Origin of the sequence: Nonomuraea bangladeshensis (genome assembly GCF_039529455.1) — a bacterium.
In the GTDB taxonomy this organism is placed as follows: domain Bacteria; phylum Actinomycetota; class Actinomycetes; order Streptosporangiales; family Streptosporangiaceae; genus Nonomuraea; species Nonomuraea bangladeshensis.
Genome location: NZ_BAAAMV010000001.1, coordinates 403,734 through 426,900, shown reverse-complemented (window position 1 = coordinate 426,900; position 23,167 = coordinate 403,734). Strand labels below are relative to the sequence as shown.

The 23,167-nt window shown below is 72.8% G+C and carries 12 protein-coding genes and 1 pseudogene; 5 read left to right on the top strand and 8 right to left on the bottom strand.

The window, feature by feature from the left end; translation table 11 throughout:
* Positions 1-26 precede the first annotated feature (26 nt).
* Positions 27-2,285, bottom strand: coding sequence for a pectinesterase family protein (locus ABD292_RS01800; RefSeq protein ID WP_344204704.1), 2,259 nt, complete (start codon positions 2,283-2,285; stop codon positions 27-29).
* A gap of 195 nt (positions 2,286-2,480) precedes the next feature.
* Here ABD292_RS01800 and ABD292_RS01795 point away from each other — a divergent pair, with 195 nt between their 5' ends.
* Positions 2,481-5,405: an endo-1,4-beta-xylanase gene (locus tag ABD292_RS01795; RefSeq protein ID WP_344204702.1), complete on the top strand. Its 2,925-nt coding sequence runs from the start codon at positions 2,481-2,483 to the stop codon at positions 5,403-5,405.
* Positions 5,406-5,408: 3 nt separating this feature from the next.
* Here ABD292_RS01795 and ABD292_RS01790 read toward each other — a convergent pair whose 3' ends face one another.
* Positions 5,409-9,908, bottom strand: a complete 4,500-nt coding sequence (locus tag ABD292_RS01790) for a caspase, EACC1-associated type (protein ID WP_344204701.1) — start codon at positions 9,906-9,908, stop codon at positions 5,409-5,411.
* Positions 9,909-10,060: 152 nt separating this feature from the next.
* Entirely contained in the window at positions 10,061-11,308 is a 1,248-nt protein-coding gene (locus ABD292_RS01785) for a C39 family peptidase (RefSeq protein WP_344204700.1), read from the bottom strand.
* 128 nt (positions 11,309-11,436) lie between these two features.
* On the opposite strand from ABD292_RS01785, the gene ABD292_RS01780 reads away from it, so the two are divergent.
* Positions 11,437-12,105 (top strand): adenylate kinase family protein, encoded by a 669-nt coding sequence (locus ABD292_RS01780; RefSeq protein ID WP_344204699.1) that lies wholly within the window; start codon positions 11,437-11,439, stop codon positions 12,103-12,105.
* Here the strand turns inward: ABD292_RS01780 and ABD292_RS01775 are convergent.
* A complete protein-coding gene (locus ABD292_RS01775; protein ID WP_344204698.1) occupies positions 12,095-12,985 on the bottom strand; it encodes a hypothetical protein in 891 nt (296 codons plus the stop codon). The genes ABD292_RS01780 and ABD292_RS01775 overlap by 11 nt on opposite strands.
* Positions 12,986-13,059: 74 nt before the next feature.
* Here ABD292_RS01775 and ABD292_RS01770 point away from each other — a divergent pair, with 74 nt between their 5' ends.
* Positions 13,060-13,290 (top strand): hypothetical protein, encoded by a 231-nt coding sequence (locus ABD292_RS01770; protein ID WP_344204696.1) that lies wholly within the window; start codon positions 13,060-13,062, stop codon positions 13,288-13,290.
* Positions 13,291-13,446: 156 nt separating this feature from the next.
* On the opposite strand, the pseudogene ABD292_RS01765 reads toward ABD292_RS01770, so the two are convergent.
* From ABD292_RS01765 to ABD292_RS01755, 3 genes and pseudogenes are all read right to left on the bottom strand, one after another.
* A pseudogene (locus ABD292_RS01765) lies at positions 13,447-13,664 on the bottom strand (transposase); the annotation flags it as partial.
* Positions 13,665-15,599: 1,935 nt separating this feature from the next.
* Positions 15,600-16,739 carry an acyl-CoA dehydrogenase family protein gene (locus tag ABD292_RS01760; RefSeq protein WP_344204695.1) on the bottom strand — a complete coding sequence of 380 codons (1,140 nt, stop codon included), beginning with the start codon at positions 16,737-16,739 and terminating at the stop codon, positions 15,600-15,602.
* On the bottom strand, positions 16,736-20,161 hold the full coding sequence (locus ABD292_RS01755; protein ID WP_344204694.1) for an indolepyruvate ferredoxin oxidoreductase family protein: 3,426 nt from the start codon (positions 20,159-20,161) through the stop codon (positions 16,736-16,738). The genes ABD292_RS01760 and ABD292_RS01755 overlap by 4 nt, the downstream gene beginning before the upstream one ends.
* A 175-nt stretch (positions 20,162-20,336) precedes the next feature.
* Here ABD292_RS01755 and ABD292_RS01750 point away from each other — a divergent pair, with 175 nt between their 5' ends.
* A complete protein-coding gene (locus tag ABD292_RS01750; RefSeq protein ID WP_344204693.1) occupies positions 20,337-20,801 on the top strand; it encodes an Lrp/AsnC family transcriptional regulator in 465 nt (154 codons plus the stop codon).
* 5 nt (positions 20,802-20,806) lie between these two features.
* Here the strand turns inward: ABD292_RS01750 and ABD292_RS01745 are convergent, their stop codons facing one another.
* Positions 20,807-22,096 (bottom strand): COG1361 family protein, encoded by a 1,290-nt coding sequence (locus ABD292_RS01745; protein ID WP_344205283.1) that lies wholly within the window; start codon positions 22,094-22,096, stop codon positions 20,807-20,809.
* A 336-nt stretch (positions 22,097-22,432) separates the two neighbouring features.
* Between ABD292_RS01745 and ABD292_RS01740 the strand changes: the two genes are divergently transcribed.
* Positions 22,433-23,155 carry a class I SAM-dependent methyltransferase gene (locus ABD292_RS01740; RefSeq protein ID WP_344204692.1) on the top strand — a complete coding sequence of 241 codons (723 nt, stop codon included), beginning with the start codon at positions 22,433-22,435 and terminating at the stop codon, positions 23,153-23,155.
* Positions 23,156-23,167: the final 12 nt, after the last annotated feature.

Genomic DNA, 23,167 nt, shown 5'->3' with positions numbered 1-23,167 from the left:
CCGCCGACCGGCGGGCCCTCCCGCTCCTACAGCCGCCGTCCCGCGCCCGCGCCGGCCGGCACCAGCGCCTTGAGCGCCCCGGCCGGATGCTTCCTGCCGACCAGGGCGGGCGTCCAGCCGGCGTCGGCGCCGAGCGCGGCCCCGTTGGCCGCGTTGTAGGCCGCCACCAGGTCCGCCGGCCGGCCGTCCACGAGGTTGTCCCGCGCGGTGATCGCCGTGCCGCCGAAGACGGTCAGCACCTTCGCCGCCGGGACGCCGTCGAAGGCGTTGGCCTCGGCGTACACCCGCGAGCCGACGCCCACGCCGATGCTGTAGACGTGGCCGGGCCCGCCGGTGACGTAGTTGTTGTAGACGTGCACCTGCCCGAAGCGCACCCGGGGCGTGCGCTGCCCGAGGCCCTCGAAGTAGTTGTGGTGCAGGGTGACCTTGAGCTTGTCCTCCTCGGCGTAACGCGCCGGGTTGTCGGTGTTGCCGATGAGCATGACCTTGTCGTGGCCGCTGAGGTGGTTCCAGGACAGCGTCACGTAGTTCGAGCCGCGCACGACGTCGAGCAGCCCGTCGTGCACCTGGTACGGCCGCCCGAAGTACAGCGGCTGGCCCGAGTCGGGGTTGTCGCCGTCGTTCAGCGTGTTGTGATCCAGCCAGACGTGCGTGGAGCCGGAGACCTCGACGTTGTCGAACGAGGCGTTCCAGTTGCCCTCCGCGCCGTCGGTCGGGTCCCACTGCGGGAAGCAGTCGGAGGTGTCGGTGATGGTGAGGTTGCGGACGATGACGTTGTCGGCGCCGCTGATCCGCAGGCCGAAGCTCTTCAGCGCGGCGTCGCGGCCGAGGCCGACCAGGGTGACGTTGGAGCCGATCGTGACGGTGACGTGCTCGGCCATCTTCGCGTACGACGCCTTGCGCGCCTCCTCCAGCGGCCCGGACGGGACGCTCGTCCTGCCCCACACCGCCGGGTCGTAGGCGGCGAGGTAGGCGGCCGGGCTGTAGCCGTCCACGGCGTAGTCGGCGCAGGTCAGCGGACGGCCGGAGTCGTCGGTGTCGGCGTCGATGGCGCCCTTGACGTAGACGATGCGCGGCGTGTTGTCGGCCGGGTCGCCGAGCGCGGCCTTGAGCTGGGCGCGGGTGGTGACCACGTGCACGTTCTCGGGGCGGGCGGCCGACCCGCCGGTGGTGCCCGTGGTGGCCGCGGCCCAGCCGTCGTCGGCGGGCAGCACCTGGCGGCCTAGCTCGCGGAGCTCGCGCGGGTCGGGGCGCGGCGGCGTGCGGCGCACCGGGTTCCAGCCGTCCGCGCCCGCGAGGTAGCGCTCCGGGGTGAAGGCGGCGGCCTGCGCGGGCGTGAGCGCCGGCCGGTCCGCGCCGGCCGACGCGCCGGGCCCCTCGTTGCGGTACTCCGACAGGCGGGCGTCCCGCCAGCTCAGCCCGGACATGTCGGTCCAGGGGGCGTCCTTGACGTGCTGGCCCAGCCACGACTCGCGCACCAGCACCTGGCCGCGCGCGGTCGCCGAGCCGCCCGCCGGCCACGGGCGGCCGAGGTGCACGCTGCGCGCCGGGGCGTCGCTGACCAGGTGGCTGCGGTAGATGAGGAAGCCGTAGGGGTTGGCGAGCTCGGTGCTGGCGGCGGTGACGTAGCCGTTGTTGTCGGCGCTGCCCCGGTCGAGCGACCTGATCACGCAGTTGTCGAAGACGGCGGTGGCGCGGCCGAAGATGAAGTCGACGTCGCCCTCCACGTGGCAGTCGCGGAAGTACTGGCGGGCGGTCGTGGTGGCGGAGGCCGTGTTGGCGTAGAGGGTGTCCTGGTTGCCGAGGAAACGCACGTTCTCGTAGACCTGGCGGTCGCCGGTGGTGCGGACGGCGACGGCCTGGCTGGGGCCGTTCGCGGCCTCGTCGTAGGCGTTCTCGAAGGTGAGGTTGCGGGCGGTGAAGTCGGGGGCGCTGATCACGTACGACGCGCTGCCCGAGGTGCCGTACGGGCCCGAGCCGTCCGGCTTCGGCGTGGCGGCGGAGACGTCGAAGGTCAGCACCACCTCGCGCGGGTCGCGGGTGTCCCCGACGAGGGAGATGTACGGCTTGTCGGGCGGGATGACCACCTGCTGCCGGTAGGTGCCCTTGCGGACCAGGATCGTGACCGGGCGGCTGTTGCCCGAGGGGACGGCGTCGACCGCGGCCTGCACGGTGGTGTGGTCGCCGGTGCCGTCGGCGGCGACCACGATCGTGGCCCGCCCCTGGGCTTCGGCGGGGGTCGCGGTGAGGGCCAGCAGCAGGGGGAGGAGTAACAGAAGTCGCATGCGCAACCTCGCAGAGGGGTGGTGCGGCAATCGGTTGCATGAAACGTTCGCGTAACCCCGCTGACCCGTCAATGGATGCAGTAAAACTGCATGTTTGCTGCAACAAGCGGTTGCAGGAGTGTTGACCGCCCTGCCGTCCGGCTCTACAGTCCGCCTGCCATTTATCGGGAGATTTCTGAAACTTTCAGGAGCACCGTGCGCACCCTCCTCCGGGCCCTGGTGGCCTTACTCCTGCCCGTCCTGTTCCTCGCGGCCGCCGCGCCCGCGCGGGCCGCCGCCGATCACGTCTACGACTTCGAGGACGGCACCACGCAGGGCTGGAGCCCGCGCGGCGACGGCGTCTCCGTGGCCGCCACGACCGGGGCCGCCCACGGCGGCGCCGCCTCGCTGGTCGTCACCGGCCGCACCGCGAACTGGCACGGGGCCTCGCTCGCCGCGCCGTTCGTCAAGGGCGTCACCTACCGGGTGAGCGCTTACGCCCGGCTCGCCGCCGGGCAGCCGGCCGCGACGATCGCGCTCACCGTGCAGCGCACCCCCGCCGGGGGCGAGACCACGTACGAGCGGGTCGCCGCCGCCACCGTCACCGACGGGGCGTGGGTCCGCCTGGCCGGCGCGTACCTGTTCACCGCCGACTCCACCGACCTGCAGCTCTACGCCGAGAGCGACGACGCCACCGGCCGCTACCACCTCGACGACGTCGTGCTCGCCCCGCAGGGCGACCCCACTCGCGAGCCGGTCGCCGCCGACTTCGAGGACGGCACCACCCAGGACTGGTCGCCGCGCGCCTCCGCCGCCCTCGCCGCCACCGCCGAGGCCGCCCACGGCGGCGCCCGGAGCCTCGCCGTCACCGGCCGCTCCGCCTCCTGGGACGGCCCGGCGCTCAACGTCCTCGGCCGCCTCGGCAAGGGCGACAAGTACGACGTGTCGGTGTGGGTCAGGCTCGGCGCCGGCGTGGACTCCGGCCGGCTCGGCCTGTCGATCGAGCGGCGCACCGCGGGCACGCCCAGCTACGAGCAGATCGTGCCGCCCACGGACGTCCCGGCGGGGGAGTGGGTGCGGCTCGCGGGGACGTACACGCTCTCGCGCGACGTCGACTTCCTCAGCCTGTACGTCGAGTCCGACACCGGCACCTTCCCCTTCCACCTCGACGACTTCGCGCTGACCTACGTCGCGCCCAAGCCGATCCAGACCGACATCCCGGCGCTGAAGGACCGCGTGCCCTTCACCCTGGGCTCCGCGCTCACCCGCCCCGACACTTTCGGCGTCCACGGCGAGCTGCTGGCCAGGCACTTCAACGGCATCACCCCCGGCAACGAGCTGAAGTGGGACGCCACCGAGCCCCGCGAGGGCGAGTACGCCTTCGCCGACGCCGACGACCTCGTGGCCTTCGGCGAGCGGCACGGCATGACGATCCGCGGCCACACCCTCGCCTGGCACAGCCAGACCCCGGCCTGGGTGTTCGAGGGGGCCGACAAGCAGACCCTGCTGAACCGCCTGGAGAGCCACGTCCGCACCCTCGTCACCCGCTACAAGGGCAGGATCGCGGCCTGGGACGTCGTCAACGAGGTCGTGGACGAGAACCAGCCCGACGGCCTGCGCCGCTCGCCCTGGTACGAGATCGCCGGCCTCGACTTCATCCGCACCGCCTTCCGCGTCGCCCACGAGGCCGACCCGGCCGCCAAGCTGTTCATCAACGACTACAACACCGAGTTCCCGCGCAAGCGCGAGGCCCTGTACGCGCTGGTCAAGCGGCTCAAGGCCGAGGGCGTGCCGATCCACGGCGTCGGCCACCAGCTCCATCTCAACATCGAGCAGCCGCCCGCCTCCTCCGTCGAGGACACCATCGAGCGCTTCGCCGGCCTCGGCGTCGAGCAGCAGGTCACCGAGCTCGACGTCAGCGTCTACACCGACTTCGTCTCCTCCTACGACCCCATCCCCGGCGAGCTGATCGCCGAGCAGGGCCACCGCTACAAGGAGCTGTTCGACGTCTTCCGCCGGCAGGCCGCGCACCTCACCTCCGTCACCGTCTGGGGCGAGTCCGACGACGTGAGCTGGCTCAACACCTGGCCGATCAACCGGCTCAACGCGCCGCTGCTGTTCGACCGCGACCTCCAGGCCAAGCCCGCGTACTGGGGCGTGGCCGACCCGTCGAAGCTGCCGCCCCGGGTGCGCCGCCTGGAGGCCCCGGCCGGCGAGATCGTCCTCGACGGCAAGCGCGACCAGCAGTGGGACCTGCTGCCCGACGCCCCGATCGCGCGCGTGGGCGAGGTGTCGGCCGGCTTCCAGGCCCGCACCACGGCCGCCGGCATGTACGTGCTCGCCGAGGTCGCCGACAGCAGCGTCTCGGCCGCCGACCGGGTGACGTTCACCGTGGACGGCGTCGCCCGGACCGTCACCCGGCTGGGCGGGCACAAGGCCGCGGCCCGGCCGACCCCCACCGGCTACCGCGTCGAGGCCCTGGTCCCCAAGGGCACGGACGTGGACGTCACCGTACGCGACGGCGGCACCGCCGTCTCCTGGACCGGGAAGGTCACCCCCGCGCCCGCCGTGAAGCTCACCACCGCCGCCCACCGCGCGCCCGTGCTCGACGGCGTGGCGGAGCCGGCCTGGCGGGCCGCGCCCGAGATCCGCACCGGCACCTGGATCCAGGGCACGTCAGGGGCGACCGCCGCGGTCCGGTCGCTGTGGAACGGCTCGACGCTGTACGTGCTCGCCCAGGTCACCGACCCCGCGCTCAGCGAGGAGTCGCCGAACGCCTGGGAGCAGGACTCCGTCGAGATCTTCGTCGACCCCGGCAACGGCAAGACCAAGGGCTACACCGACGACGACGGGCAGTACCGGATCAGCTTCTCCGGCCGGCTCACCGTCGGCAGCACCTTCGACGCGGCCGGCGTCAAGGACAACCTCAAGGCCGTGACCCGCACCGTCCCCGGCGGCTACGTCGTCGAGGCCGCCATCGCGCTGCCGACCGCGACGCTGCGGCCCGGCACGCTGCTCGGCTTCGACGTGCAGGTCAACGACGCCACCGGCGCGGCCCGCACCGCCGCCGTCACCTGGAACGACGCCACCGGGCGCAGCTACCTCGACACCAGCCACTGGGGGGTGCTGCGGCTGACCTGAGCCCTAGCTCGTCACCGGGCAGGGGAGGGCGTAGGGGCGGCCGGGGACGTACTGCGCCCACTCCTCGCGGGTGATCGCGCTGCCCGCGCGCTCGCACACCGTGGCGGCGGCCTGCTCGACGTCGAGACCCCAGAGCTGGACCGCCGCGCCCGACGTGGCGGCCAGCGTGACGCCGTCCGGCGTCGCCGCCACGTCGTCCACCGGCTCGGGACCCGCCAGCACCGCCCACAGGGACGGGCGGGCGCGGTCGGCCACGTTCCACACCCGGAGCGTACGGTCGCGGGAGGCGGTCACCAGCGTCCGGCCGTCCGCCCCGAACGCCGCCGCCGTCACCGGGCCGGTATGCCCGCGCAGCAGCGCCAGCCGCTTCGGCCGCTCCGGGGCGGCGACGTCCCAGAGGGCGGCCGCGCCGTCCGCGCCGGTCGTCGCGAGGGTCCGGCCGTCGGGGGCGAACCGCAGGCCCAGCACGCCGCCCGGCTGCGCGGCCAGGTCGGCGAGCAGGCGCGGCGCGGCCGGCTTCGACACCTCCCACAGGCGTACGGACGCGGTGCCTGACCCGGTCGCCAGCACCTTCCCGTCCGGGCGGAACGCCAGCGCGTCCAGCCTGCCGTCCGCCGCCGCACCGGGCGTCGCGACCCGCCGCGGGGCGGCCGGGGCGGACACGTCCCAGAGCTGCGTCCGGCCGTCCGCGCCGATCGCCGCCACCAGCTTGCCCCCGGGGGCGTACGCCACCGACCGCAGCCCCGACGCCGGTCCCCGCATCGTCGCGACGGCCTTCGGGTTCGCCGGCCGCGCCACCTCCCACAGCCTGGCCGTGCCGTCGAGCGCGGCCGAGACCACGTACCGGGCGTCGGGGCTGAACGCCACCCCGACCACGGCGCCGGTGTGCCCGCGCAGCGTGGAGACGGGCACGGCGGCGGCCGGGTCGCCGATGTCCCACAGCTTCACGGTCTTGTCGTCGGAGACGGTGGCGAGGGTGCCGCCGCCCTTGGTGACGGCCAGGGCGTTCACCCGCGCCGTGTGCCGGCCCAGCCGGGCGCGGGCGGCCACGCGCGCCGGATCGGCCACGTTCCACAGCCGGGCCACGCCGTCGCCGCCGGCCGTTGCCAGCGTCCGGCCGTCCGGGCTGAACGCGACCCCCGTCGCCGTACTCACCGTCGGGGTGAGGACGGCGGCGGGCTGCGGCTCGCCCGGCGTCGCGATGTCCCACAGGCGAACGGCCCCGTCGGCGGAGGCCGACGCGAGAACGTCCCCGTCCGGGCCGAACGCCACGTCCTCCACGGCGACGCCGGCCCCGGCGGCGGTGCCGGTCAGCGTGGCCGCCGCGATGTTCCACACGTGCAGCGCGCCCGTGGCGGCCCCGGCGACGAGACTCCGCCCGTCGGGACTGAAGGCGACACTGCGCACCTCGCCGCCGTCCGGGGACGTGAACGCGGCCAGGGTCGCCGGCGTGGCGGGCGTCAGCACGTCGAGCAGCGTGACCCCGGTCGCGGAGGTGACGGCGACCATGCGGCCGTCCGGGCTGAAGGCCACGTCGGCGGGCTCGCCCGGCTGCCTCAGCACGGCGACCGCCTTGGGGGCGGCGGGCGCGGCGACGTCCCACAGGCGCACCGTCCGGTCCGCGCCGGCCGTGGCGAGCAGCCCGCCCTTGGGGGCCGCCGCGACGGACAGCACCGGCCCCACGTGACCCTTGAGCGTCGCCAGCGGCTTCGGCCGCGCGGGGTCGGCGGCGTCCCACAGACGGGCGGTGCCGTCGGCGGACGCCGTCGCGAGCACCTTCCCCTCCGGGCTGAACGCCGCCGCCGTCAACCCCGCCGAGTGGCCCGTGACGACGCCCGCGCTCTTCGGCCGCAAGGGGTCGGCGACGTTCCACAGACGAGCGGTCCGGTCACCGGAGACCGTGGCGAGCACCTGGCCGTCCGGGCGGTACACCACCCGCTCCACCGGGGCCGCGTGACCGAGCAGCCGCGACGGGATCGGCCGCGACAGCGCCCCGAGCAGCGCGCCCCTCGCCTCCGGGGTGGGGGAGAGACGGTAGGCGGCAAGCCCGAGCTGCGCGGCCAGCGCCGCGTCCGGCAGAGCGGCAGCGGAGGCGGCGACCTGCCTGGACAGCGCCTCGTCCCGCTGCGCACCGACCTGCCGCTCCTGCCGCCCAGCCTGCCCCGCCGCCCGCCACTGCAGCACCGCGCCGGTGGCCGCGGCCAGCACGAGAACGGAGAGCGCGACGATCACAGCCCGGCCCGCCAGCGCGCGCCGCCGCTGCCGCCGACCGGACGCCGCAAGAAACGCCCGCTCAACCACCGACAGCCCTTCACCCGCCGCATCCGGGCGGGGGCGCGTGAGCGGGAGACGCCGGGCCGGGCGCCGGCCGGCGGCGACCAGTTTGCCGTGCACCGTCATCGAGCCCACGGCGGGAAGTGCGCCACCGTCGTCCACCCGCCCCTCCGCGGCGTCCGGCGATGCGGGCCCGGGCGGAGCGCCGGTGAGGGCGATGGCGGCGGCGAGGCGGGTGTCGGCGTACAGCTGGGCGGGGTCGCGGCCCTCGCGGTCCCAGCGCCGCGCGTCCTCCGCGAGCCGCCGCCGCACGAGCGTGGCGGCCCGCTCGGCGTCCACCCACCCGCCGAGCCGGGGCCAGGCGCGGATGAGCGTGTCGTGCACCAGGCCCGCCTCCCCGCCGTCCACCGTGACCAGGCGCGAGCGGGCCAGCCCCGCGAGCACCTGCGCCCGTACGGACGCCGCCTCCCCGGACCCGTCACCGGTCAGCGCGGCGAGGGACACCCGGCGCCCGGCGGCTCCGGCGGCCCCGTCCGTACGCGCCATCCGCAGCAGCAGCTCCCGCGCCATCCCCTCGAACTCCGGCCCGAGCGCCCGCAGCGCCTCCTCCGCGCTCCCCGCCACCGCTCCCGCGACCCCGCCGGCCGCCCGGTAGTCGGCCATGGCGAGCACGTCACCGGACCGCCGTTCCCAGGTCGCGAACAGCGCGTGGGACAGCAGCGGCAGCGTGCCCCCCGCCCGTTCCAGCTCCGGCTCGTACGCCCGCAGCTCCTCCAGCACCAGCTCCGCCAGCCCGGCCTCCAGCCGGAGCCCGCACCGCGCCGCCGGCTCCTCGATCATGGCCCGCAGCTCGGCCTCGCCAGGCGGCGGCACGACCTCGGGCCGCCCCAGCGCCGCCACCAGCTCCGGATAGGCCGCGCACGCCCCGAAGTGCTCGCTGCGCACCGAGACCACCACGGCCGCCGCCCGCGCCAGCTCGCCCAGCGCCGCCACGAACCGCCGCCGCCCGGCCGGATCGCCGCACTCCGTGAACACCTCCTCGAACGGGTCCACGACCACCAGCACCCGCCCGGCCGGCAGGGCGCGCGCCGCCGCTCCGGGATCGGACTCGATGACCGCGCGCAGCCGTACCGGATCGCCGCCGCCGAGCGCGCCCAGCTCGCGGGCCAGCGCGCCGAGCGGGTCGGCGCCCGGCGCGAACACGACGACACCAGCCGCCTCCCCGCCCGGGGACCGCGACGCCAGGAACGCCGGCACGAGCCCGGCCCGCAACACCGACGACTTCCCGCACCCGGACGGCCCGGTCACCACGACCGGCCCACCGCCCACCCGCTCCATCAGCGACCGGACCAGCGCCTCACGCCCGAAGAACAGCTCCGCGTGCTCTACCCCGTACGCCGCCAGCCCCCGGTACGGGCTCGCCGGCGGACCCCCGGCGGGCACGGGCACCACCGGCCCCGGCCGATGAGCCGGGTTGGGCGCGAGCGGCGCCGGGGACCCCACGCTCCCGGCGATCCGGCGCGGCCGGGAGAAACCGGCGGCGGGCAACGCGCGAGCCAGCCGATGATGAACCTGGTCCAGGGTGAAGGCGGCCGGCCCGTCGGGGTCGCCCTCGGTCAGCAGCCGCAGCAGCGCCCCGCCGAGCGCGGTGTGCCGTACGCCGGGCAGCGCCCACCCGTTCGCGTCCCTGCTCGCCGAGGCCAGCACGTACGCCCGGCCGCCCATCCCCTCGAACACCCGGTCCATCGCCCTGGCGGGCACCGGCCGGCCGCCCCCGGTGAAGCAGCAGTCGAGCACCACGACGGCCAGCTCAGCCGCCGCCCCCGCCAGCATCTGCCGTACGACGCCGAAGGGCAGCGCCTGACGACCGGGCTCGCCCTGCGCGAGGTCGAGGGTGGCGCGCGTGGCCAGGTGCAGCTCGCCGTCCGGGCCGAAGATCCCGTACCCGGAGTAGTGGAACAGCAGCACCGAGGCGGCCTCCCGCGCCGCCCGCTCCAGCGCCTCGCCGAGGACGGCCGGGGTGGCGGGATCGACCAGCACGGTCAGATGGGCGGGCGCGAGCCCGGCCCGCTCGACCAGGCACCGGCCGAGGTCGCCGACCGTGGCGGGAACGGCGGGGGCCACGGGCAGCCGCGAGGCCGGCTGGTGCGCCCCGGTGCCCGCCACCACGGCCCTCGCCCCGTCGGAGGCGAGCAGCAGCGGTGGACCGTTCCAACGGGAACGAACCACGCGGGTTCTCTCCGAAATCGCCGAATCGTCCTCTGTCATCGGAGCTCCACGGCGGGCAGTCGGGGGTGGCCACTGAGGGCTGTAACGGTACGGAAGTCTCCGGCCGGCGTCGAGGGGCCCGGAGGACGGACCCCTCTGCCTCCCGGACCGGCTCACCAGTTGGCGGGCAGCCCCGGCGTCGTGGCGGGCAGGGCGTGGCCCGCCGGGTGGATGACGTAGGCGACGCCGCCGCTGCTGGAGCTGCGCAGCCAGACGTTCTCGAAGTCGGCGCGCGGGTAGACGCGCCGCACCGCGGCGTTGCTGGACGAGGCCGGGTCGTTGGCGATGACGTCGCCGTCCGCCGTGAAGCCGACGACCACCATGAGATGGCCGTTGGTGCCGTACCCGGCGCCGGGCAGCTCGCTCTTCTTGAACGACTGCGAGGTGATGACCGGCACCCCCGCCTTGATCAGCAGCTCCAGCTCGGTCAGCGAACGCAGCCGGGTGACGAAGCCGTCCAGGCCGTAGCGGCCGGCGTAGGCGGTGTTGAACGGCCAGTTGCCGGCGCCCTGGTAGGCGTGGTCGTAGGTGTAGCGGGCCGCGTAGTCGACCTCGGGATCGGGGTCGGACGGGTCCACCCACGCGGTGTCCTGCGCGCTCGGCCACTTGCCCCAGTAGCCGAGCACCATCGTGGTGGAGGTCGGGCTGCACCACGCCTCGCCGCCGCCGTCCCATTCGGGGTAGTGACCGACGTGGATGTTCTGGGAGCGGCGCGGCACGTCCAGCTCTACGCCCCAGGCGCCGCCGCCGGGGCTGACCGGCACGGTCTTGCGCTGGGGCACGTTGGAGGCCATCGCCCCGGACGTACGCACCCGCGGCGTGAGCGACGAGCCCGGCGTCCGGTAGAGGGTCAGCCGGAGCTGGTAGCCGCTCATCTGCTTGCCCGCCGCCGCGACCAGCGTGTCCACGGCCACGCTGGCGTCGTCGTCGCCCTGGCCGCCCACCGACGTGCGGCGGATGTCGCCCTCGGCGTAGGCCCAGCGGCCGAGGGAGTACCACTTCGTCAGCCCTTCGGCGTTCCTGGCGCGGGCCTCGACCTGGAGCCAGCTCCCCGGCGGCAGGTCGGCGGTCCAGGACGCGATCAGCTCGGTGGCGGGGAAGCCGATCGCCCGCTCGGGGCCGGTCCAGCGGGCGTACTCCCAGGTCCTGGTGCCGAGGGCGTCGGTGTAGGAGGTGGTGCCCGCGGGCGAGACGAACGACAGCCCGTCACCCGCTGCGGTGCCCTCGGCCGTGCCCGCGGTGAAGTCGGCCCGCTGGAAGACGACGTCGGCCAGGCCGGCCGGGGCCGGTTTCGCGGTCGCGGGCGGGGCGAAGGTCGTCACCACGAGGAGGGACGACAGGACCACGGTCAGCGCGCGCATGTGCCCACCTTCTCGCGAGGCGTACATTCGGTACGGTCCGCCCGACCCTAGGCAAGCGCCGCCCGCCGGTCATCCGGAAATCTACGTATCGCCGCGCCCGCCCCGCCTGCCGCATAGGGTCGTGAGCCATGCGGAAGTACGTGATCATGGGCGTGCAGGGCAGCGGCAAGGGCACCCAGAGCGCGCTGCTGGCGGGCGACCTCGACCTGACGCACATCAGCGTCGGCGACATCTTCCGCTGGCACGTCAAGAACCACACCAAGCTCGGCGCCCAGGTCCGCCGCCTGGTCGCGGCCGGCGAGCTGGTGGGGGACGACCTGGTGGAGTCCGTCGTACGCGACCGGCTCCAGCTCCACGACTGGAACTTCGGCTTCGTCATCGACGGCTTCCCCCGCAACCGCCGGCAGGCGGAGTTCTTCCTGGAGAGCTACGACATCGACGGCGTCATCCACCTCGACCTGCCCGACGACGAGGTCCGCCGCCGCGTCCTCGCCCGCCGGCTCTGCTCCCGCTGCGGCATGGACTACAACCTCATCGCCCACCGCCCCGAGGCCGAGGGCCGCTGCGACGTGTGCGGCGGCGAACTGGTCACCAGAGCGGACGACACCCCGGACGCGCTGGCACGCCGGCTGCGCGACTACCACGACAAGACCGATCCGGTGCTGGAGCTGTTCCGGCGCAAGGAGTACGTCATGACGGTGGACGCCCGCGCCGACAAGACAACCGTCCAACAGGCCATCCGCACCCGCTTCAACCTCCCCCCGTACGAGCCGCCCCCCGCCCCCGTCACTGGTTGACGATCACCCGTCGCCACCCGTCGCGCGGAAGCTCGAAGTCGACGAGATACTCCGCGCTGACCGCCCGCAGCCCACCCGCGACGACCAGGGCCTCATCAGGGCCGAGCACGGCCGAGTCGACCTCGACCAGCCGCCCGTCCACCTTGGCGAACAACACCTGCCTGCCGTTCGCCCCCTTCTTCGTGAACCATCGATCCGCCGTCGCTGGCCTGCAGGACCCGAAGTCCCGCTCCCACTCCGCGCACGCCTTCTCCGGATCCCCACCGGCGCTGATCCGCACGAACACGTCGGCCTCGCTCCGCTGGCCCCTGGCGTAGTCGAGGGCCAGGACGTCATCGCCGATGGTCCATACCTGGACCAGCACCCGCCCCGGCACCACCTCGGGCACCGCCAGCGGCAGGGACTTCTCGTAGGAGGCGACGGTGTCCGCCCGCAGCCGCCGCTCAAATGCCTCCGTACGCTGCTGCTCGACCGTCGCCGTCGTGACCACACACCCGCACACCACCACGGCCGCGACGACCCGAGGCATGAGCGCCGCCGTACCAGCCAGCACGGCGCCGCCCGCGCAACTCACGATCGCCAGCACGACGAACCCGGCGAACGCCAGCCGAGGACTGGGGCTCGGCACGACCAGATCCACCGCGTTCTTCAACACCACCAGCAACACGACCGCTAGCAACGCGCCCCGGAGCGGCCGCGTGATCCTCAGCCACACGCCCAGCAACACCCCGAAGGGCACGGCCGCCGCGACGGCCATGACCAACAGGGGCAGGACGGTGTACGAATCAACGTCCTTGAGGTACAGCCGCGACACCGGACAACCGACGAAGGCCCCGACCACCAGTCCGACCCCACCACCCCGGACAAGATCCCTCTTCATACGCCCACAATGGCACCAGCCGCAGCCCGCCGAGGAGGTCGCCGTGGATGACGCGGCTTCCTACGTTGAGGGTCATGAGATCGACCATCGTGGAGATCCTCGCCCCCCAGCCTTCGGGCTGGTTCAAGAACCGAACCAGTACGGCCGCCAGAGGCGGTTGCAGCCAGCACGGAACCCCGCCCTGCCACGAGGCGATCGTCGCTAGCGTGGTCGTCGCCAACGCCCTCAGCGAGAACATCCAACTGGCCGTCTGCCAGCGAGGCCTCGACGACCTCAAGAAAGGCCAGGCCGGAGAACACACCTAGAGAGCAGGGCGGGGCCGAACCCTGCCTCCGGCGCAGGGGAGCGAGTTTTCGCATGTCAGAGGCTACTTGGCCAGGTGGCGGGAGGGTGTCGGCTAAATCGCTGATCCTGGTCGTTGAAGCGTTCAAAGGCTGGCAGGGGCCCTTCGCTCATCAGGCCATGAACGCACACTTCAGGGCGGCAGTCTCGTTCGGGAGGTGGCCGCGGGCTCGGACAGCCTTTCGGATGCGGGCGTGACGCTTTCAATGGTGTTGGTGGAGCAGGTCATCTTGCGGATCTTGACGTCGTAGGCCAGGAAGGGCACGAACTCGGCCCAGATGGTCTCCCACACACGCACGATCGCGGCGTACTTCTCCTCCCAGGTCTCGGAGAACTCATAGAACCGCTGCAGCGCATCGCCGCGAAGGTTCGCTGCCGCAAACCTGGCAAGTGCCTGATTCTCGAACCAGGAGGGTGATGTCTGTACGGCTGGTTCGTGTACCGCGAGGATCATTCCGCTATTGTCCCGCATACGTACGCATTGCAGGGCCGCTCGAGTGCGAGAACCAGAAGCCACTTGGCAGACCGAATGTAAGCTGTCGAGTTCGCGCGCTGCTCTTCATGCTCCCCGAAAGTTCCGAGTCCGCCGAAGATTCGCAATTCTCGTGCTCTTCTATGCTCGGTAGCAAGCCTCAGTCGCGGGCTGAGTGCTGCCTGTTGGACTACGCCGGAATGCGCGCCAGCGATACTGTCCCCCTCTCTTGAAGGTAGCTTCATTGTTCGCATCTATATCGAGACAGAACGTTACGGACAAAGGAGAAGGGGTACTGCTTCTAGTCGCTCTCAGCTCGAGCTCATAGCGACCCGGACGAAACTGCCAATTGTCGACCGAGAATAAGATTATCGGCGATCTAGGACTGTCCTGGGTGACGAGCAATGGCTCTGGATCGGACTCGTACGCCCAGGTCGTTTCCTGTTTTGTGGGATCGTAGACCCATGTACCTGTCTCGTCCCACACTAGGTTTGTCGATGCGGCAGGGGCCGTACGTGGGCGGACTTGTAGCTCCATGCCGGTGATGTAGTCGGTCGTCTCGGTCTTCGTTGTCGTGCTGAACGTTGGTTGAAGGTATAGCCACACGTCGTCAGCTTGAGCTATCCGAATCAGGGGCGGCAGACTGAGTGTCAGCTCTGGCTTACGGTTAAGGCTTGCCCAGTTGATGATCGATAACAAGAGTGCAATCATTCCTGTCGCGATCCCGATCCAAATCTGGATCAGGTCAATCCACCCCTTCTTCTTCGCCTCGGCCATAGGTGTTTCCGGCTTGTCTGCCTGTGAAATCTTTGTATCTGGCTCCGGCTGCAAATGCCCTTTGACCATTTTTGTGGGCTTCGACTTTGTCTCGGTTGCTGTGGCCTGTCCTTGACTTTCCTTGCTGGACGATGCACGTGTTCGATTCCGACGCTGGTGACCCATGCTCATTTGTCCCCTCCGGCGTTCTGTGCCTAGACTAAATTCTTTGATGGACGACTTGCCATTCTGAATGTCCCAATAGGATAGTTCGCTCGCCCACCCATGCTTTGGTCTCTGATGCTCTCCCCGCACACGGGACTCGGCGGTGGCTGTCGTCAGCGGCGCCCCCCGGCGCAAGTCGGATAGGCGTGCTGCTCATCAACCAGGACCCGACCGACACCTCAGGAAATCACCTCGGATCACTATGGCGCTACGGATGGCGACGGGTAGCTTTTCGGCCTAGCCGTTCGATTTCAGATCTTCGTCCCTGGCCTTTTGGCAGCTCTGAGCCCTTTGATGAAGAGCGGCAACAAGCGTTCGTGGGCCTCGTTCTGTTTGTCAAGACGGCCGTTCTGGCGTCACGGCTTCCACGCGACGGTGAGCGCGGAACGGCATTCTGTTCGACCGATGGCCCCCACATAAGATCATGGATCTACAGCAAAACTTTTGGACACCCGCACTCGTCGAGGCGGAAGTGATCCCGCCATCATGAAAGGACCCGTTAGCGAAAGCGCTACACACTTCCCGCAGAGAGGGATTGCAGCAGCTCCGGCACTACTACGCCAATGCCGCGCTGGCCGGTGGCATTCGGTCAGGGGACTCGCCGAGTACCTTGGCCACGGCGACCCGGGTTCACCCTCCGCGTCCATTCACACCTGACGGCCCCACGACTGCGCCGCAGGGCCCATCGACGACCGCCTGTTCCGTTCGCGCGACGTCTCTCACGGAACAGAGACGGAAGAGTGATCATCTAGAGCTCAATTCCATCACGAAGAACCCCGCCTCCCACCACAGGGAAGCGGGGTTCTCGCACGTCAGGGGCTACTTGGCCAAGTGCCGGCTGATGACGAGGCGCTGGATCTGGTTGGTGCCCTCGAAGATTTGCATGATCTTGGCCTCGCGCATGTACCGCTCGACCCGGAACTCCCGCGTATACCCGTACCCGCCGAACACCTGCACCGCATCCGTCGTCACCTTCATCGCCGCGTCCGTCGCGACCAGCTTGGCGACGCTCGCCTGGCGGCTGTACGGCAGGCCGGCGTCGCGGCGGCGGGCGGCGTCCAGGTACGTGGCGCGCGCGCTGTCCACCGCGGCCGCCATGTCGGCGAGCAGGAAGCCCAGGCCCTGATGGTCGATGATCTTCTTGCCGAACGTGTGGCGCTCCTTGGCGTAGGCCACCGCCTCGTCCAGGGCGGCCTGGGCGAGGCCGGTCGCGCAGGCGGCGATGCCGAGGCGGCCGCTGTCGAGGGCGCTGAAGGCGATCTGCAGCCCCTGGCCCTCCTCGCCGATCAGCCGGTCGGGCTCCAGGAGGACGCCGTCGTAGTGGGCGGCGGTGGTCGGTACGGCGTGCAGGCCCATCTTCTCCTCGGGCCGGCCGAAGGTCAGGCCGTCGGCGTGGCCGGGCGCGAGGAAGCAGGAGACGCCGCGCGAGCCCGTCCCCGTGCGGGCGAACAGCGCGTAGAAGTCGGCGATGCCGCCGTGCGTGATCCACGCCTTGTTGCCGGTCACCCGGTAGCCGTCCGCGACCCGTTCGGCCTTGCAGGTGAGCGCGCCGGCGTCCGAGCCGGCCTGCGGCTCCGACAGGCTGTAGCCGCCGATGATCCGCCCGGCCAGCATGTCGGGCAGCCAGCGCGCCCGCTGCTCGGCGCTGCCGTACGTGGCCACGGGGAAGCAGGCCAGCGTGTGCACGCTGGTCGCGACCGCGACCGACGCCCAGCGCATCGCCAGCTCCTCGATGACCTGCAGGTACACCTCGTACGGCTGGCCGCCGCCCCCTTGCTCCTCCGGGTACGCCAGCCCGAGCAGCCCCGCCTCGCCCAGCGTGGCGAACAGCCCCTCCGGGTAGGTCTCGGCGCGTTCGTGCTCGTCGACCCGGCGGGCGAGCTCCTTGTCGGCGATCTCGCGGGTCAGCTCGATGAGGTCCTCGGCGTCCTGGTTCGGCAGCAGGCGCTCGACTGTCACACTTCCTCCTGACGAGGGGCGGAATCCTGGCTCGGGACGGGTGCTTGCCGCAGGCGGGCCAGCGCGGCCGCCGCGCGTTCGCGGAACTCGGCGACGCGGGCCAGCTTGATGTCCTCGTACCCGCGGATCAGCTCGGGCAGCCCGGCGACCTCCGTGACCGCGGCGGCGGTGGCCGGGGTGAGCCGGTCGAGGGCGGCGCGCACCAGCTCGCGGTACTCGCCGACCAGCTCGCGCTCGACGCGCCGCACCTTCGCCAGCCCGAACACGTCGAACGCCGTCCCGCGCAGCACCCGCGCCGCCCGCAGCCCGCGGAACAGCACCGGAGCCGTACGGCGCAGCTCGATCTTGCGCTTCATGCCCATCGCGCGCAGCACCGGCGGGTGCAGCAGCACCGACACCTTCGCGTCGGCGCCGTGCTCGCGCTCACGCCTGGCCCGCTCGGCGGGGTCGAGGTGGAGGCGGGCGACCTCGTACTCGTCCTTGTACGCCATCAGCTTGTGCAGGCCGCGCGCGTAGGCGAGGGCGATCGCCGTGCCCGCCTCCTCGCCGGCCCGCTCGGTGGCCCGTTCGGCGATCCTGTGGACCTCGTCGGCGTACGAGCGGGCGTAGGCCGCGTTCTGGTAGCCGGTCAGGTCGGCGGCGCGGACGGCCACCACCTCCTCCAGCTTCTCGACCGGCTCCTCGGCGGGCGGCAGCGCGGCCCGGCGGACGGCCTCGGGGTCGGTGACGGCGGCCCGGCCCCAGCGGAAGGCGGCGAGGTTCTGCTCGACCGCGGCCCGGTTGAGCGTGACGGCCCGCTCGATGGCCTCGGCGGAGACCGGCAGCAGGCCCCGCTGGTACGCGGCCCCGAGCAGCAGCAGGTTCGCCGGCATGTGGTCGCCGAACAGCGCCTCGGCCAGCTCGTGCGCGTCCAGGCAGAAGACCTCGCGGGCCTCCTGCCGCACCCGGGCGACGGCGGAGGCGTGGCCCGGCACCGGCAGCCGGCCTGTCACCATGGCGGCGGTGGGCACGACGGCCGTGTTGAGCACGGCGGCCGTACGGTCGGGGGCGGCCACGGCCAGGTTCGCCTCGGAGGCCGCGCCGAGCACGTCGAAGCCGATGAGCACGTCGGCGAGGCCGCGCGAGGCACGCACCGAGCCCTCCGCCGGGCGGGCGGAGATGCGTACGTCGCTCACCACCGGCCCGCCCTTCTGCGCCAGGCCCGTCTGCTCCAGCCCGGCCGCGTGCAGCCCGTCGAGGTGCGCGGCCATCTGGAGGATCTGCGAGACGGTGACGACGCCGGTGCCGCCGATGCCCGGCATCCTGATCAGCACGTCGCCATGCGGCCGGTCCGGCTCGGGCGGATCGACGGGAAGCGCGGGCAGCTCACGGGCGGCGGGCCCGGCCCCCGGCTCCACCAGCAGGAACGACGGGCAGTCGCCCTTCAGGCAGCTCAGGTCGGAGTTGCAGGACGCCTGGTGGATGCGGGTCTTGCGGCCGTACTCGGTCTCGACGGGCTGCACGGACAGGCACGTGGACGCCTCGCCGCAGTCGCCGCAACCTTCGCAGACCCGCTCGTTCACCACGACCTTGCGGGTGGGCGTGGGCAGTTTGCCGCGCTTGCGCAGCCGCCGCTCCTCGGCGGCGCACCGGTCGTCGTGGATGAGCACCGTCACCCCGTCGAGCGCCGCGAGCTCGCGCTCGGCGGCGGCCAGCTCGTCGCGGTGCCGTACGGAGGCGATCCCCGCCAGCCGCACCCCCTTGTACGTCTCCGGCTCCGGCGTCGTGACCACGATCCGGCGTACGCCCTCGATCGCCAGCTCGTGCGTGAGCGCCGGCACGTCCAGCCGCCCCTCGGCGCGCTGGCCGCCGGTCATGGCGACGGCGTCGTTGTAGAGCAGTTTGTACGTCATCGTCACCCCGGCCGCCACGGCGGCCCTGATCGCGAGGGAGCCGGAGTGGTGGAAGGTGCCGTCGCCGAGGTTCTGCACGAAGTGCCGGTCATCGGTGAACGGCGCCAGCCCGATCCACTGCGCCCCTTCGCCGCCCATCTGGGTGAGGCCGACCTGGGTGCCGCGCCCGTGCCCGTCCAGGGCGATCATCGCGTGGCAGCCGATGCCGACGCCGACCAGCGTGTCGTCGGCGGCGCGGGTGGAGGTGTTGTGGGGGCAGCCCGAGCAGAAGTACGGCGTGCGCGCCGCCACCATCGGCAGCCGCGTCCCGGCGAGGCCCGCCTTCCGGATGGTGACGGCCTGCCGGGGCAGCCGGTCGGGGCCGACGCAGGCCGCGACCGCCCCGGCCACGTCGTCGGCGGTCAGCGTGCCGCGCGCGGTCAGCAGGTCGCGGCCGGAGACCGCCGGGGGGCGCTCGGCGTCGTACAGGGCCTGCTTGACCTGCCCCTCCAGGAACGGCACCTTGTCCTCGACCACCAGCACCCGGTCGAGCCCGGCGGTCATGGCCGCCAGGTCGTCGTACGCGAGCGGGAACGGCATCGCCAGCCGGATCAGCCGCAGCCCCAGGTCGTCCCGGGCCCGCTCGTCGAGGCCGAGGTCGGCCAGGGCGCGCAGCACCACCGCGTACGTGGTGCCGGAGGCCACGATGCCGAGCCGGGTCTGGTTCGCGCCCGACATGACCCGGTTGAGCCCGTGCTCGCGGGCGTAGGCGCGGGCCAGGTCGAGGCGGCGGGTGAGCATGTCGTGCTCGGCGTCCAGCGCGGCCGCTCCGAGCAGGAGGGGAGCGGGCTTGGCCGGTACGCGCTCCGGCACCGGGACGCCCGCGCGCAGCGGGCCGAGGTCCACGGTGGCCGAGGCGTCGGCGATGTCGGCGACGATCTTCAGCCCCGTCCACAGGCCCGTGGCGCGGGACATGGCCACCGCGTGCAGCCCGAACTCGACGATCTCCGCGACCGAGCCGGGCGCGAGCAGCGGCAGCGACAGGCTCTGGCACATCGGCTCGCACGAGCTGGGCAGCGTGGAGGACTTGCAGCCGGGGTCGTCGCCGATCCAGGCCACGGCGCCGCCGAGCGGGGCGGTGCCGGCCACGTTGGCGTGCCTGAGGGCGTCGGCGGCGCGGTCGAGGCCGGGGTTCTTGCCGTACCAGAAGCCGGTCACGCCCTCGTGGCGGCGGCCCGGCACCTGACCGAGCAGCTGGGTGCCGGCCACCGACGTGGCGGCCAGCTCCTCGTTCAGCCCCGGGCGGAAGACCACGCCCGCCTCGTCCAGGAAGCGCGCGGCCCGCCCCATCTCCAGGTCCACGCCCCCCAGCGGCGAGCCCTGGTAGCCGGAGACGAACGCCCGCGTGTCCAGCCCGCGCTCCCGGTCCAGCCACCGCTGCTCCAGGGTCAGGCGGACCAGGGCCTGGACGCCCGAGATGAGCACCCGGCCGTCCCGCGCCGTGTACTTGTCGTCGAGCGACACCGGGGTGGGAGTCACGCTCGCGCCCACGCGCTACCTCCTGGCTTGAACCGTTCTGTTGTGATGCCCAGCTGTGACGCCCAGCACAGCAAGCTGGACTGGTATGCGCAAGTATTAGATGAGAAGGTGCGCCGAAGACGCAAACAATATGAGGGAGACCGCCCGTAGAGCGGGTCATCTTTGCGCCGTAGGGAGGGGATCGGGCGTGCCTGAGGTGGACGAGATCGACCACCACGTGCTGCGGCTGCTCAGGGAGGACGGGCGCAGGACGTTCTCCGAGATGGCCGAGCTGGTCGGGCTGTCCGTGGCCGCCGTCAAGCGGCGCGTCGACCGGCTGCGCGACCTCGGCGTCATCACCGGGTTCACCGTGCAGATCGACTACGCCAAGCTCGGCTGGGGCATCGAGGCGTTCACCGAGCTGCGCTACCCGGGGACGACGCCGGTCAGCGAGATCGTCAGGACCGCGACCGAGGTGCAGGAGGTGGTTCAGGTCTTCACGATCGCCGGCGACCCGGACGCGCTGATCCACGTCCGGGTACGCGACCTCGGCCACCTCCAGCAGGTCATCGACCGGCTGCGCAGGGCCGGGGACGTGACGGGCACCAAGACGCTGCTGGTGCTCGGATCGTGGACGCGCGACGCCCTCGCGCCGCCGCGTACCCCTCGCTGACGGGCTCAGCGGGCCCTTCCCGCGCGCCCCTGCCTGTCGAGGAAGCGCACCATCAGGCCGATCGCGAGCAGGACCGGGACGCCGAGCACCAGCATCCACAACGACACGCCCGTCATCGGGAGGCCGGCCGACACCTCCTCGCCGGCCGGCCCCGGCTCCTCCTCCATCACCACGTGGCCGCCCTTCGCCGCTGCGGGTGCGAAGGGCTCGTCCACCTGCCGCGGCGGCTCGTCGTACGACGCCTCCGCGAGCGGCTCCGGGTGGTTCGGGCGCTCCGGCCGGGCGGGCGGGGGAGCAGGGAGCTCCGCGGGCGCGGGGGCGGGCTCCACCGTGGTGGACGCGCAGGAGCGGTTGTCGGCGCGGTCGCGGTCGCGGCCCGCCGTACGGACCGTGGCGCAGTTCTCGAACGGGACCGTGGGGCCGGGGGCGATGGCGAGCGCGAGCGTGCGCACCTCGCCGGGAGCCAGGTCGCCGAGGTCGCAGGCCACCGTACGGCCGCTGCCGGGGCACTCGGCGGCCGGGCGGTCGGTGACCGTGGCCCCCGGGTCGCGGTTCCGGCTCCGGACCGTGACGTCCGCGGCCCTGGCCGGGCCGTGGTTGGTGACGGTGAGCAGGTAGCCGATGACGTCGCCGGCGTGCACGGCGGGCGGGGCGGCCAGGACGAGCTCCACGTCGGCGAACGACCGTACCGGGGCGGCCAGCAGCGCGACCTCCGCCGCCTCGGGGCCGGCGGTGGCCTCGGCGCGGGCGACGACTTCCACCCCGTCCCGGAGCGACGGGTCCACGGTGATGGGGAGGTCGTAGGTCAGGTTCTGGCCGGGGAGGAGGGTCGTGCCCGGTCCGCCGCAGGTGACGGCCCGGCCGGCGCGGTCGCAGCCGTCGGGGAGTGCGGCGAGGTCCGGGGTGAGGGCGGGGTCCAGGGTGTCGGTGACGGTGACGTCGGCGGCTTCGGCGGGGCCGGTGTTGGTGACGGTCACCCGCAGTGTCGCCCGTTCCCCGGCGAGCAGCGTCGCGGGCATCGCCTCCTGCCGGACGCGCAACCGGACCTCGCGTTCGGTCCCCGGCGCGCCGGCGCCTGACGCGCTCGGCCTTGACCCGCTTGGCCTCGACCCGCTTGGCCTCGACCCGCTCGGCCTCGACCCGCTTGGCCTTGACCCGCTTGGCCCTGACCCGCCGGGCTGAGGCCCGCCGGGCTGAGGCCCGCCCGGTTGAGGCCCGCCCGGTTGCGGCCCGGCTGGTTGAGGCCCGGCTGGTTGAGGTCCGCCCGCTCCCGGCTCGCCGGTGAGGTCGTCCATCTCCTCCGGCTCTCCCGCGGCCAGCGGTCCCAGCCGATCAGCCGTCCAGGACCACTCACCGCCGATCCGGCCCGGCCGGGCCGGACGCTCACCACAGTCGCCGCCCCCGACCCCCAGCACTGCGAGCGCGACGACCGCCGCGATCCCCGGCATGCCCATTCCGTCCCGTCCCCCCGCACGAACGTGGCGTACGTGCCCGACCCGCTGGCGATCCTCCTCCAACCGGCCCCGCCCCCACCCCCGCCGAGACCCGATCGGTGCCCCGCCATGAAGCACTCTTTGCCGAGCGTGAACAACCCTGGCCCGCCCCGCCGGCCGGCGCATACCGTCGTACGCATGTCGCCCCGCCAGGCCGCCCGCTACGACGCCGTCGCCGACTTCTACGCGTCCGGCTGGACGGACGCCATCGACGACCCGGCCTCACTCCGCCTGCTCTCCCTCGCGGAGCCCATCGCCGGCCGCCGGGTCCTCGACCTCGCCTGCGGCCACGGCCGCGTCACCCGCGAGCTCGCCCGCCGCCACGCCACCGTCACCGGCGTGGACGTCTCCGCCGCCCTGCTCGCCGTCGCCCGCGAGGCCGAACGCGAAACCGCCCTGGGCATCACCTACGTACACGCCGACCTCACGGCGCCGGACCAGCCTTGGCTGTCCGCGTCCCCGTACGACGTCGTGACCTGCAACTTCGGTCTCTCCGACATCGACGACCTCGACGCCGCCATCGACGCGACGGCCCGCGCCCTGCGCCCCGGGGGGACGTTCGTCTGCTCGATCCTGCATCCCTGCTTCCCCGGCGGCCACCACGTCTCGGGGTCCTGGCCGGAAGGGGGCCGCTACCACGACGAGGGCTGGTGGCGGGCGGACGGCGAGCTCTCCTCGCTCCGCCGCCAGGTCGGCGCCAACCACCGGACGCTGTCCACCTACCTCAACACGTTCCGCCGCCACGGACTGCGGCTGGACGTCCTCGCCGAGCCCGAGCCGCCCGAGACCTGGACCGCCGAACGCCGGGACGCCGCCCGGCACCCGGCCTTCCTCGTCGCCAGGTGCGTCAAGGGCGACTGACGGCGGACGGCC